General features: G+C 70.8%; 4 protein-coding genes and 1 pseudogene. All 5 read left to right on the top strand.

Annotated elements, in window-relative coordinates:
- The first annotated feature begins 130 nt into the window (after nt 1–130).
- A complete protein-coding gene (locus tag JJ691_RS15915) occupies nt 131–352 on the top strand; it encodes a DUF6355 family natural product biosynthesis protein (RefSeq protein ID WP_211769540.1) in 222 nt (73 codons plus the stop codon).
- A 1,224-nt stretch (nt 353–1,576) separates the two neighbouring features.
- A complete protein-coding gene (gene ccrA / locus JJ691_RS15910) occupies nt 1,577–2,908 on the top strand; it encodes a crotonyl-CoA carboxylase/reductase (RefSeq protein ID WP_442912727.1) in 1,332 nt (443 codons plus the stop codon).
- Between the two features lie 487 nt (nt 2,909–3,395).
- Nucleotides 3,396–6,122, top strand: a complete 2,727-nt coding sequence (locus JJ691_RS15905; RefSeq protein WP_211769538.1) for an AAA family ATPase — start codon at nt 3,396–3,398, stop codon at nt 6,120–6,122.
- Nucleotides 6,123–6,263: 141 nt separating this feature from the next.
- The gene (locus JJ691_RS15900) at nt 6,264–7,541 is read left to right on the top strand and encodes an activator-dependent family glycosyltransferase (RefSeq protein ID WP_211769537.1); all 1,278 of its coding nucleotides are present in this window, start codon (nt 6,264–6,266) and stop codon (nt 7,539–7,541) included.
- Between the two features lie 152 nt (nt 7,542–7,693).
- Nucleotides 7,694–14,047 (top strand): annotated as a pseudogene (locus JJ691_RS15895) (SDR family NAD(P)-dependent oxidoreductase); the annotation flags it as partial.
- Between the last annotated feature and the right edge of the window lie 2 nt (nt 14,048–14,049).

Genomic DNA, 14,049 nt, shown 5'->3' with positions numbered 1-14,049 from the left:
GCACTCTCCGGACCGCTTCGCGAACATCTTGAGGAATGAGGAAGATATGAGGTTATTCCGGATCGGTGCTGTCATAGCTGCCGCCGGTGCGGCGCTCGCAGTACTTGCTCAGCCCGTCAGTGCCGCCGCCATGCCACAGTCCGCTCCATGCGGCTTCTACACGGAGTGGCAGCTTGGTCTTGACGAGGCCTACTACCACAACTGCTCCGGCAGCAGCGCCTACGTCAAGGTAGATCGGCCCTTCTTGCCCGACGACTACCTCTGCGTCAACGGTTACAAGACCGTCGGACTGGGCCAGTACCCGGACGACGTTCGAGGCACGACGCTGTTGGGCGCGATCTGCAAGGTGTGACTGGCTCTCAACCGGGAGCACGCTTGCCGATCCCGACCTCACAGTGTCGGCTCGCACCCGCACGAGACGGCGGCTTCCGTTGGGTGTTCTCGGCCCGTCTCCGACCTTAACAAGGTCGGAGACGGGCCGTCCCATTACGGGCGAGCGTCGAGCTTGACGACCTCTGGTACTACCCTCGGGCCGCTGCTCCGCAGGCCTGGCCTCGACGAGGGCGGTGGGGATCAGACGAGGATGTTCACGCTGAGGATCTGCGTGTGCGCTTGATCTGTCAGGAGGGATGTTCAGGCAACGGTCCAGTGTGGACGGGAGAGCTTTGCTCGCGCGTCAGGCCGCATTTCACCTGGCTGGACCGGGCGGTCCTGTCCGCCCTCGCCAGGATGCTGCCACGCTCACTGAGAGGACGTCGGCTCGTCACTCCAGCCGCCGCGTCCAGGGCGAACCTTCCCGGCTGGGTCACCTTGACACCATCGGCCCGCGCCGGCTCTCCGTGCTGTTCGTGATGGAAGTGCGCACGTGCAGAGTGCACATCCTTGGAGTCACCGCGCAGCCGACCGCGTCGTGGGTCATCCAACAGGCACACGCCCTGACGATGGACCTCGCAGAACGGATCGCCCCTTCTGGTTCCTCATCCGAGACAGAGGCACGAAGTTCACCGCCGGGTTCGACGGCGTGTTCACCGCCGAAGGGATCGAGATCGTGAAGATCCCACCCCGGACACCTCGAGCCCGCTGGACGCTGCGATCACACGCCGGAAGAGCGCCGTCCACGGCCACTGTCCACTCCGGACCGTCGGCCTGGTCGCAGTCACGCCGCAGGTCGTTCAGGATCGTGGCCCACACCGTCGACTCGGCTGGGGTGAGGGTGACTGTGCACAGCGCACAATCAGGTCGCGACAGCTGCCCATGGCCCTCGGTCACGCGGTCGAGCAGGATTGGTGCCAGGGCGCTGGGAGGGGAGATTCCGGCCCGCGGCACCGTTGTGGGGCTTTACCGACCTGCCGGGCCTCGCTGACCGGCTGACCGAGACGGGTGTTGGCCACCGGGCGTCGCCGGGCCGAGAAGAGCTGCCGCTGGAGGACGACCGGCACCAGCTCGCACTGATGGCCTACCGCATGCTGTCGCGGTCGTTGCCGTCTGCCCGATCTGCCATTTCCCCTGCAACGTAAAGGACTTTCCGTAGGGTGAAGAGCATAACCGCTCCGACCATGGCATGGGAGGCACCGCCGTGCAGAAGATCCTTGACGCCATCCTCGCCGACGAGCTCGACGCGCTCGCCCACCTGCCCGTCCCGCAGACATACCGGGGCGTGACCGTGCACGCCGACGAGGTCGAGATCTTCGACGGCCTGGCCACCGCCGACAAGGACCCGCGCCGCTCGCTGCACCTGGACGAGGTGCCCACCCCGGAGCTGGGCCCCGGCGAGGCCCTGGTCGCGGTGATGGCCAGCGCCATCAACTACAACACCGTGTGGACCTCGATCTTCGAGCCGCTGTCCACCTTCGGCTTCCTCAAGCGCTACGGCAAGACGTCGCCGCTGGCCTCCCGGCACGACCAGCCCTACCACGTGGTCGGCTCCGACCTGGCCGGCGTCGTGCTGCGCACCGGGCCCGGCGTGCAGGCCTGGAAGCCGGGCGACGAGGTGGTCGCGCACTGCCTGTCGGTCGAGCTGGAAAGCCCGGACGGGCACAACGACACCATGCTCGACCCGGAGCAGCGGATCTGGGGCTTCGAGACCAACTTCGGCGGGCTGGCCGAGTTGGCGCTGGTCAAGACCAACCAGCTGATGCCCAAGCCGCGCCACCTGACCTGGGAGGAGGCCGCCTCCCCGGGGCTGGTCAACTCCACCGCCTACCGGCAGTTGGTGTCCACCAACGGCGCCAATATGAAGCAGGGCGACACGGTGCTGATCTGGGGCGCCTCCGGCGGGCTGGGCTCCTACGCCACGCAGTTCGCGCTCAACGGCGGGGCGATCCCGGTGTGCGTGGTCTCCAGCGAGGAGAAGGCCGAGCTCTGCCGGCGCATGGGCGCGGAGCTGATCATCAACCGCAGCGCCGAGGGCTATCGGTTCTGGAAGGACGAGCACGAGCAGGACCCCAAGGAGTGGAAGCGGTTCGGGGCCAAGATCCGGGAGCTGACCGGCGGCGACGACCCCGACATCGTGTTCGAGCACCCCGGCCGGGAGACCTTCGGGGCCAGTGTGTACGTGGCCCGCAAGGGCGGCACCATCGTGACCTGCGCGTCCACCAGCGGCTTCCTGCACAGCTACGACAACCGGTACCTGTGGATGAACCTCAAGCGGATCATCGGCTCGCACTTCGCCAACTACCGCGAGGCGTGGGAGGCCAACCGCTTGATCGCCAAGGGGAAGATCCATCCCACACTGTCCAAGGTGTACACACTGGCCGAGACCGGCCAGGCCGCCCGGGACGTGCAGAGCAACGCGCACCAGGGCAAGGTCGGTGTGCTGTGCCTGGCCCCGGCCGAGGGTCTCGGCGTGCGCGACGGCGAGCTGCGGGCGCGGCATCTGTCCGACATCAACCGGTTCCGGGAGGGATGAATCACGTTGTGTCGCGCGGTCCTTTGCGGTAAATAGGTGCGGATAATTCGACCGTTCGACGCCGCGCCGCCGGCGTCGTCGGGCGAATTGGGTTACCGTGGCGAAACAATTTCGGATGTCAGTGACGACCGTTTTGTTTTGCCGACCGCGCTGGGTGCATCGGCCAGAAGGTTGCAGTCCCTCCGTCAAAAGGCGGCATTAGGCCGAATGGGGGTGTGGCGATATCGTTTCGGTTGAATGGCCGGTAGGTGTTACTGGCGAGTTTATAGTACGGTGAGCTTGGATGGCCTGACCTGCGTGTTCGACTGTCGGTTCCGATGTGTCCCGTCGTGCTGGGTGTTCGTTCGTGCAAGTTATGAACATGATCGCGAGCAGGCCGGCGATCTGTTTGGGGGTATTTGATAGGCTCGATGTTCAGGCGGGGAACTGTTGTGCTGTGAATCGGTTGTTCTGCTTGGGGCTGAAGATTGGGGGAATGGTGCATAGCATGTCTTTTGTGCGTCGCACCGAGCAATTGGCCACGCTGCACGCCGCATTCGCCGACGCCGATCGCGGACGGGGCCGCGTCGTGGTGGTGACGGGCGGGCTGGCCGGGGGGAAGACCGCGCTGCTGGAGCGATACTGCGACAGCGCGCTGTCCGAGGGGGCGCTGGTGCTGACGGCGACCGGGGCCAGGGCCGAGCGCCGACTGCGGATGGGCCTGATCGACCAGCTGTTCAACACCGCGGCGCTGCCCGTGGAGGTGCTGGAGCGGGCGAGCCGCCTGCTGTTCGCCGACGCGGCGACAACCGACGACGTCGACGAGCACTCGACGTTGCGTCAGTCGGACGCGCGCACCGTGCGCGCGCTGTGCGACCTGCTGCTGGAACTGGCGAAGACCGGTCCGGTGGTGATCGGCGTCGACGACGTCCACTTCGCCGACGAGGCCTCGCTCCAGGTCCTGCTGTACCTGTGCCGCCGGCTCAACCGGACCCGCATTCTGTTGATCCTCACCGAGTGGGCGCGGCCGCTGTCGACACAGCCGCTGTTCGACGCCGAGGTCACGCGGCTGCCGCACAAGGTGGTCGAGCTGGCGCCGCTGTCCGTGGACGGGATCGCCGACCTGGTCGCGGAGCTGGCCGGACAGCCGGTCTCGGCCGCCACAGCACGGCACGTCCACCTGCTCACCGGCGGCAATCCGCTGCTGGCGCAGGCCCTGGTCAGCGACAACGACGGCGGCCTGGACGGCCCGCTCGCGGTCGGCGCGGCCTTCCGCCAGGCGGTGCTGTCCTGCCTGCACCGCTGGGAGCCGCGGCTGCTGATGGTGGCCAGGGCGGTCGCGGTCCTGGGTGAGCATGCGACCGCGGAGTCGACGGCGGCGCTGACCGGCCTGGCCTCGGTGACGGTGACGCCGATCATGGAGGTGCTCGCCGACGCCGGCCTGCTCATGGATTACCAGTTCCGGCACGAGCAGAGCGCGGCGGCTGTGCTGGACGCGATGTCGCCGCGCGAGCGGACCTGGCTGCACCTGGGCGCGGCCGAATTCCTTTACCAGCGCGGGGCTTCCGCGCCGGAGGTGAGCAGCCACCTGATCGCCGGCGGCGCGGTGCCCGGCCCGTGGGCGGTCTCGGTCCTGCGTGACGCGGCGACGCAGGCGCTGGCCGACGACGATGTGGCGCTGGTCGTGGCGGCGCTGGACCTGGCCCTGACCTCGTGCGCCGACGAACAGGAAAGCGCGGCGATCACCGAGTTGCTGGCGCGGGCGCTGTGGCGGCTGAACCCGGCGCTGGCGGCGCCGCGGCTGACGCCGTTGCTCCAGGCTCTGCACGAGCGCCGACTGGGCCCGGCCAACGCGACGACGGCCGTCCGGCATCTGCTCTGGCAAGGCGTTTTCGACCAGCACCTCGAGGACGTCACGGCCGTCCACGCGGACATCGGGCACGACGCGATCGCGTTCCTGCTCGGGCACCAGTGGATCTACGGCAAGCGCGCCTCCTGTGTCGAGCTGCTGAACTCGAACGAGCCGAGCCCCTGGTTCGAGGCCGCGCTGTCGCTGTGCAACCTGTTCTACGAGGGGCCGACCGAGCAGATCGTCCGCAACGCCACCCACATCCTGCGGAGCTGCCGCTTGAGCGACTCCACTGTGGAGATCATCGTGGGTTCGCTGTTCGCGCTGCTGCACGCCGACGAGTCGGACCTGGCCGAGCACTGGTGCACGGCGCTGCTGGCCGAGGCCACCGAGCGGGGAGCCGCCACCTGGCAGGCGCTGCTCACCGCGACGTACGCGGATGTCTTGCTGCGCAAGGGGGATCTGGAGCAGGCGGTGACCCTGGCCGAGTCCGCCCTGCGGGTCCTGCCCGGTCCCGGTTGGGGTGTGCTCGTAAGCCTGCCGCTCACGGTGCTGCTGACCGCGTGCACCGCGCTCGGTCGGCACGAGCAGGTCGAGGAGCTGAGCGGGCACGTCGTGCCGGCGGCCGCCGAGAACACCCTGTTGGGGGTGCGGTACCTGCGTGCCCGCGGCCACCACCGGCTCGGCACCGGCCAGGTGCTCGGCGCGCTGTCCGATTTCGGCAAGTGCGGCGCGCGGCTCCCGGCCTGGAACCTCGATCTGCCCGAGGTGCTGCCGTGGCGGACCGATCTGGCGCAGGCGCACCTGCAGATGGGCAACCAGCAGCTGGCCTTCGAGCTGGCCACCGAGGAACTTCGGCTGTGTCAGCGCCCGCGCAGCCGCGCGGTGGCCACCCGGGTGCTGGCCTCGTGCAGCGAGTTGCGGCGGCGGCCGGCGTTGCTGGACTCGGCGATCGACGCGTTGCAGGAGTCCGGCGACCGGCTGGAGCTGGCCCGGGCCATGGCCGAGCTGAGCAAGGCGTACGACGAGCTGGGGGACTTCTCGCGGGCGCGGATCGTGGCCCGCTCCGCCGACCAGCAGGCCAGGGCGTTCGCCGCGGTGGTCGAGTCGACCACCGTGACCAGCATCGTGCGCGACCGTGCCGACGATGGCGGGCCGGTGCTCAGCGACGCGGAGCTGCGGGTGGCCCGGCTGGCCGCGCGGGGGCACACCAACCGCGAGATCAGCCACCGGCTGAGCATCACGGCCAGCACGGTGGAACAGCACCTGACCCGGGTGTACCGCAAGCTGAAGGTGAAAAGCCGGGCGGACCTGCCGGGGCGGCTGTCGGTGGCGTCCGCGGCGGCTGAGCCGGTGGGGGTGCTGCGCGCGGTGAATTGCCAGTGAGAAAGGGGGCGTCGGTCAGGTCGATTAGGGGTGGCCCAAGGGTGAGCTAGGGGCTGGGTATTTTCCGGGTTTTCAGTAGCGTTGCCGGTCGCGCGGCGGGAATTGCCGTTCGAACGTGCCCACTGATTGCAGGGAGATCCCATGCGTGTCCTGTTCACCCAGCACGCGGCGAACGCGCACCTGTTTCTCGTCGTGCCTATCGCGTGGGCGGCGAAGGCGGCCGGGCACGAGGTCGTCGTCGCCACCCAGCCGGACATCCTCGACTCGGTCACCAGAACCGGTCTGACCGCCGTCTCCGTCGGCCGCCCGTCCGACATCGCCGAGCGGCTCGCCCAGCTGCCGCCGGAGGAGCAGATCTTCGGCTCGGGCTTCGACATCGCCGAGGAACGCCCCGAGGTGCTCAGCTACGAGTACGTGCGGGACTGCCTGGCGGCGTTCGCGTCGCCGCTGGCCCTGGATCTGATCACCGACGAGTCGATGTACGACGACCTGGTGGCGTTCTGCCGGAGCTGGCGGCCCGACCTGGTGGTATGGGACTCGATCACCTTCCCGGGGCCGGTCGCCGCGAAGGCCTGCGGCGCCGCGCACATCCGTAGCACGTTCGGCCGTGACCACTGGGGCCGGATGCGCACGCTGTTCCACAAGCTGCGGGCCGAGCAGGCGGGCGGGTCGACCGAGGATCCGGTCGCGGACTGGATCACCGAGAAGCTGGCCCGCTACGACTGCGAGTACGACGAGCACGTGCTGCTCGGCCACGCGACGCTGGACTCGATGCCGTCCTGGATGAAGTTCGACGTCGACGGCGAGCACCTGCCGGTGCGTTTCGTGCCCTACAACGGTCCGGCCGAGATCCCGTCCTGGTTGCGTGGTCCGGCGGCGCGGCCGCGAGTGTGCTTCACGCTCGGGGTGTCCGGGCGTGAGGTGTGGGCCGGCAAGGGAAGCATCCGGGCCCAGGAGCTGTTCGACGCGGTCGGCGACCTGGACCTGGAGGTCGTGGCCACGCTCAACGCCCACCAGTTCGGCCGGGACGTCAAGGTGCCGGACAACGTGCGGCTGGTCGACTTCGTGCCACTCAACGCGCTGCTGCCCACCTGTTCGGCCATCGTGCAGCACGGCGGCACCGGGAGCACGATGACGGCCCTGGTGCACGGGGTGCCGCAGCTGTTCGTGCCGGCCGCGCTCTACGACGAGGCGGGCGTCGCGCGGCGGCTGGCCGACCGGGGCGCCGCGCTGGTGATCGACCCGGCCGAGCTGTCGGCCGAGACGGTGCGCGCCGGCCTGCTGCGGCTACTGGACGAGCCGTCGTTCCGGGTGGCCGCCGACGCGGTCCGGCGCGAGATGGCGGCCACGCCGAGCCCGCACGACGTCGTCGCCGATATGGCCGACATCGCCGCCAGGCATTCCCGTAGGGGAGACTGAGGGGACCCTTAGGGGTGTTCGGGCTTCCGGTCTCACCATAGTTTTTTCGTGTTCGCCGTGGAGTCCGGCATATAACGTCGAATTCTGGGAATTTGCTGTGAATTCGCTGTGCATGGAGCCCGAATCGGTCCGATGGGGGACACGTGGAGAACGAGGCCAAGCTTCTCGACTACCTCAAGCGGGCGACCGCCGACCTCAGACAGGCGCGGCAGCGGCTGCGTGAGGCCGAGCATCGGGAGCACGAGCCGGTCGCGATCGTCGGCATGAGCTGCCGCTTCCCGGGCGGCGTCAGCACGCCGGAGCAGCTGTGGCGGCTGGTCGCCGCGGGCGGCGACGCCATCGGCGAGTTCCCGACCGACCGTGGCTGGGACCTCGACGGCCTGCGCGGCGGCGCCAGCCACACCGAGTCCGGCGGCTTCCTGTCGGACGTGGCCGGGTTCGACCCGGCGTTCTTCGGCATCAGCCCGCGGGAAGCCGTCGCGATGGACCCGCAGCAGCGGCTGCTGCTGGAGACGTCCTGGGAGGCGGTCGAGTCGGCCCGGATCGACCCGACGTCGTTGCGTGGCAGCGCGACCGGTGTGTTCGCCGGGGTGATCTACCACGATTACGGCGCCCGGGTCAGGCGCCCGCCGGAGGATGTGGCCGGCTACCTGAGCAACGGCAGCGACGGCGCCATCGCCACCGGACGCGTGTCGTACGCCATGGGCCTGGAGGGGCCGGCGGTCACCGTCGACACCGCGTGCTCGTCGTCGCTGGTCGCGATCCACTGGGGCATCCAGGCGCTGCGGCGCGGCGAATGCTCGCTGGTGCTGGCCGGCGGCGTGACGGTGATGTCGACCGCGGAGACCTTCGTGGAGTTCTCCCGGCAGGGCGGCCTTTCGCCGGACGGGCGGTGCCGGGCGTTCGGCGCCGGGGCCGACGGCACGGGGTGGGGCGAGGGTGCCGGCATGCTGTTGCTGGAGCGGCTTTCCGACGCCGAACGCAATGGGCGTCGGGTGCTGGCGGTGATCCGCGGCAGCGCGACCAACCAGGACGGCACCAGCAGCGGGCTGACCGCCCCGAGCGGCCCGTCCCAGCGGCGGGTGATCCGGCAGGCGCTGGCCGACGCCCGGCTGGGCGCGGCCGAGGTGGACGCGGTCGAGGCGCACGGCACCGGCACCCCGCTCGGCGATCCCATTGAGGCGCAGGCATTGTTAGCCACCTACGGCGCGGAGCGCGGCGACCGGGAACCGCTGTGGCTGGGCTCCGTCAAGTCCAACATCGGGCACACCCAGGGCGCCGCCGGCGTGGCCGGCGTGATCAAGATGGTGCTGGCGATGCGCAACGGCGTGCTGCCCATGACATTGCACGCCGGTGAGCCGTCTCCACACGTGGACTGGTCGGCCGGCGCGGTGCGGCTGCTGACCGAGCAGCGGGCCTGGCCGCGGACCGAGGCTCCGCGTCGGGCCGGCGTGTCCTCGTTCGGGATCAGTGGCACCAACGCCCACGTGATCATCGAGGAGGCGCCGGCGGAGGACACCGTCCAGCCGCGCCCGGCCGCCGCCGCGACGCCGTGGGTGCTGTCCGCGAAGTCGGCGGCAGCGCTGCGGGCCCAGGCCGAACAGCTCGCCGGCCGAGTGACGGCTGAGTCCATTGTGGACGTTGGATACTCGCTGGCGCGCACGCGGGCGCGGCTGGAGCATCGAGCCGTCGTTGTCGGCTCTGAGCCCGACCGGCTGACCGCCGGGCTACGGGCCCTGGCCGACGACGACATGGCGGGCAACCTGGTCCGCGGGGTCGCCGGCGCCGACCGCCGGGTGGCGTTCGTGTTCCCCGGCCAGGGTTCTCAGTGGTCGGGCATGGCCGTCGAGCTGATGGCCGGCTCGTCGGTCTTCGCCGAGTGGATCAGCCGCTGCGCCGACGCGCTGGCCCCGTACGTGGACTGGAAGCTGGACGAGGTGCTGTACGGCGCCCCTGGCGCGCCGACGCTGGACCGGGTCGACGTCGTGCAGCCGGCGCTGTGGGCGGTGATGGTGTCGCTGGCCCAGCTGTGGCGGTCCTACGGCGTGGAGCCGGAGGTCGTCGTGGGTCATTCCCAGGGCGAGGTCGCGGCGGCCTGCGTGGCCGGCGCGCTGTCGCTGGAGGACGGCGCCCGGATCTCCGCGCTGCGCAGCCAGGCGATCCACCGGAAGCTGTCCGGCCTCGGCGGCATGATGGTCGTCCCGCTGCCGGCTGACGAGGTGCGCGAGCGCCTGATTCCCTTTGACGACAAGGTTTCCATCGCCGCCCTGAACGGCCCGGCCACCGTCGTGGTCTCCGGCGAGTCGACGGCGCTCGACCGTTTCCGGCGGGAGCTGGAGCGAGACCGGGTGGCGGCCAAGATGGCCAAGGTCGACTACGCCTCGCACTCCGCGCAGGCCGCGGCCACCCGCGAGCTGATCATGGCGGATCTGGCCCCGCTGCGGCCGGCTACGAGCGAGCTCCCGCTCATCTCGACGGTGACCGGCGGGATGATCGACACCGCGGTGATGGACGCCGAGTACTGGTACACCAACCTGCTTCAGACGGTCCGCTTCGAGGAAGCCATCGGCCAGCTGCTCGACCAGGGCATCGACGCGTTCATCGAGGTGGGCCCGCATCCGGTGCTGGCCATGGCGATCCAGGAGATCGTCGAGCACGCCGAAGGCGCCGCCATCGCGGTGGGGTCGCTGCGTCGCGACGACGGCGGGCTGGACCGGCTGCACCTGTCGATGGCGCAGGCGTACGTGCAGGGCGTCGCGGTGGACTGGGCGAAGTGGCTGGGGCAGTCCGGGGCGACGGCCGTCGACCTGCCCACGTATCCGTTCCAGCGCCGGCGGTTCTGGCTGGACGCGGCCGACGGACCCGCCGACGTGAGCGCGGCCGGGTTGCTGCCGGCGGACCATCCGCTGCTCGGCGCGGCCGTCGTGCTGGCCGACTCCGGTGGCGTCGCCTTCTCCGGCCGGGTGTCGCTGGCCACGCATCCGTGGCTGGCCGACCATGTGGCCGGCGGGGCGGTGCTGGTCCCCGGCATGGCGTTCGTGGAGCTCGCGACCTGGGCCGGCGGCCAGTTCGGCTGCGACACCGTCGACGACCTGACGGTGGAGACGCCGTTGGTCATGCCGCGGCACACCGCCGTGCAGTTGCAGGTCTTCGTCGGCGCGACCGACGGGACGCGCCGCCGGCCGGTGGTCGTGCACTCCCGCCCGGCCGACAGCGACGTCGACACGCCGTGGATCCGCCACGCCCGTGGCTTCGTCAGCCAGACCGCTGCGGCGGCGGATTTCGATCTCGCGGCGTGGCCGCCGGCCGGCGCGACACCGGTCGATGTCACCGACCTCTACGACCGCCTGGCCGCCCGTGGCTACGGCTACGGTCCGGCGTTCCAGGGCGTGCGCGCCGCGTGGCGACGGGGCGACGAGGTCTTCGCCGAGGTCAGCCTGCCCGCTGCGGCGGGCGAATCAGGTTCCTTCGGCGTCCACCCGGCCCTGCTCGACGCAGCCCTGCACGCGGAGTTCTTGCTGGGCAAGGAAGACACCGGTGTCAGCCTGCCGTTCGCCTGGAGCGACGTCACCCGGCACGCGGTCGGCGCCGTCGATGTCCGGGTGCACGTCCGGGCGACCGCGCCGGACGCCATGTCGGTGCGGATCGCGGACGCGTCCGGTGCGCCGGTGGTGTCGATCGGCGACCTGGTCTCGCTCCCGGTCACGCGGCAGCAGCTGTCGGTCGCGTCGGGCTCGGCCGGCGACGCGCTGTTCCGGATGAACCTCGTTGCGCCGCAACTGGATTCTCCCGGCGTACCGATCCGGGCGGTGGTGCTCGGCCACTACGAGGTCGGTATCGACGCGCCCCGGCACGCCGACCTGGACGCGATCGCCGGCTCCGGCGTCGACTTGGTCCTCGCAGCGGCCCCCGGCGGCGGTGACGCCGAGGCAGCCCACCTGGCCGCGCACCGGGTGCTGGAGCTGGTCCGGGAGTGGCTGGCCGACGAGCGTTTCCCGGACACGCGGCTGGTGTTGGTCGGGAACGGCGCCGATCCGGCGGTGGCAGCGGGCTTCGGCCTCGTCCGGTCCGCGCAGTCGGAGAACCCGGCCCGGATCGTCACCGTCGACGTGGACGGCGGCCCGCTGCCGGTGGACGACGTCCTCGCCGCGGCGGTCTCGGGCGAGCCCTCGCTCTGCGTCCGCGACGGATCCGTCTCGGTGCCGCGACTCGCGCGGGCATCCACCAGCGCGGCCCTGACCGTGCCGGCCGGCATCGCGCACTGGCGGCTGGACGCCGTGGACAAGGGCGACCTGGACAGTCTCGCGCTGGTGCCGCACCCCGCCGCGGGCGCACGGCTGGAGCCGCACCAGGTTCGGGTCTCGATCCGCGCCGCCGGGGTGAACTTCCGGGATGTGGTCGTCTCGCTGGGGATGGTGCCCGAGCGTGACGCCCCGATCGGCGGTGAGGCGGCCGGCGTCGTGCTGGAGGTCGGGGCCGACGTCACGGACCTGGCGCCCGGCGACCGGGTGATGGGATTGCTGGACGGCGCGTTCGGGCCGGTCGGCGTCGCGGATCACCGCCTGCTGGCGAGGATCCCGGACGGCTGGTCGTTCACCCGGGCGGCTTCGGTCTCCGGCGTGTTCCTGACCGCGTACCACGGGTTGGCGCACGTGGCCGGGCTGCGGGCCGGTGAGTCGGTGCTGATCCATGCCGGTGCCGGTGGTGTCGGCATGGCCGCCGTGCAGCTGGCCCGGCACCTGGGCGCCGATGTGTACGCCACGGCCAGTCCGGGCAAGTGGGACGTGCTGCGCGGGCTGGGGTTGGACGACGAGCACATCGCGTCGTCGCGGACCCTCGAGTTCGAGGAGAAGTTCGGTGGCGTGGACGTGGTGCTCAACTCGCTGGCCGACGAGTTCGTGGACGCGTCGCTGCGGCTGCTGCCGGCCGGTGGCCGGTTCGTCGAGATGGGCAAGACCGACATCCGTGACCCGGCCGACCACCCGGGCATCCGCTACGCCGCGTTCGACCTGATCGACTCGGGACCCGACCACATCCGGCGGATGTTCGTCGAACTGCTGGCGCTGTTCGACGCCGGGGTGCTGGCGCCGTTGCCGGTGCGGGCCTGGGACGTGCGACGGGCCCGCGAGGCGTTCCGGTTCATGGCCGGCGCGCGGCACGTGGGCAAGATCGTGCTGACGATGCCGCCCGCGCTCGACCCGTGCGGAACCGTCCTGGTGACCGGCGGCACGGGCACGCTCGGCCGGCTGGTGGCCCGGCATCTCGTTGCCGTGCACGGGGTTCGGCATCTGGTGCTGGTGAGCCGGAGCGGCGGCGACGCCGACCTGTTCGCCGAGCTGACGGACCTGGGCGCGTCGGTCGCGGTCATCGGCTGCGACGTGTCGGACCGGAAGGCGTTGATCGGCGTGCTCGCGAGCATCCCGGCCGAGCATCCGCTGACCGGAATCGTGCACACCGCGGGCGTTCTGGACGATGCCCTGGTCGGATCCCTTACGGTGGACCGGATCGACACCGTGTTCCGGCCGAAGGTCGACGCCGCCTGGCACCTGCACGAGCTGACCAGGGACATGGACCTGGCGATGTTCGTGCTGTTCTCGTCGGCGGCCGGCGTGCTCGGCAGTGCCGGCCAGGGCAACTACGCGGCCGCGAACGCCTTCCTGGACGCCGTCGCGGCGCACCGGCGGTCCCAGGGCCTGGCCGCGTCGTCGATCGCTTGGGGCTTCTGGGAACAGCGCAGCGGCATGACCGAGCATGTGTCCGACGCCGACGTGGAGCGGATGGCACGCGACGGAATGCCGCCCTTGTCGTCGGAGCAGGGCATGGCGCTGTTCGACGCCGCCCGCGCGGTGGACGAACCGCTGCTTGTGGCGCTGCCGCTGGACATGGCCGCCCTTCGCGAACAGCCGGGTCGGCTGCCCGCGCCGTTGCGTGGCTTCGGCCGGGCGCCGGTGCGACGGGTGGCGGCGAGCACGACCGAGGTCTCCGCAACGACGCTGGAGCACCAACTCGCCGGCTTGTCCGCGGTGGAGCAGAAGGAACGGCTCGTCCGGCTGGTCTGCTCCCACGCTGCGGCCGTACTCGGTCACGCCGACCCCGACGCGATCGATCCCGGCCGGGCGTTCCGTGAGGTCGGCTTCGACTCGCTGACGGCGGTGGAGCTGCGCAACCGGCTCAACACCGCCACTGACCTGCGGCTGCCGGCGACGATGGTGTTCGACCACCCGAACCCGACGGCGCTCGCGGAACACCTGCTGGCCGAGCTCAACCCGCCGGCGGCCGACCCGACCGGGTCGGTGCTGGCCGAGATCGACCGGCTGGAGTCGGCGCTGGCCGAGGTGACCGGGGCGGGCGACGCCCCGGACCGGATCACCACGCGGCTGCAGACGTTGCTGCGTCGGTGGAGTGACACCCACGCGGTCGCCGACCAGGACGCCGGTGCGGACCTGACCGCGGCGTCGGACGACGAGATATTCGCCGCCCTGGACAACGAACTGGGCATGTCCTGAAC

Source organism: Kutzneria sp. CA-103260, from assembly GCF_018263855.1.
GTDB lineage: Bacteria > Actinomycetota > Actinomycetes > Mycobacteriales > Pseudonocardiaceae > Kutzneria.
This window is presented reverse-complemented; position numbering and strand designations above follow the sequence as displayed.

Bases quoted from the DNA above. Each gene is read 5' to 3' on its own strand.
- JJ691_RS15905 (WP_211769538.1), top strand. From the start codon at position 3,396: ATGTCTTTTGTGCGTCGCACCGAGCAATTGGCCACGCTGCACGCCGCA.
- JJ691_RS15915 (WP_211769540.1), top strand. From the start codon at position 131: ATGCCACAGTCCGCTCCATGCGGCTTCTACACGGAGTGGCAGCTTGGT.
- JJ691_RS15900 (WP_211769537.1), top strand. From the start codon at position 6,264: ATGCGTGTCCTGTTCACCCAGCACGCGGCGAACGCGCACCTGTTTCTC.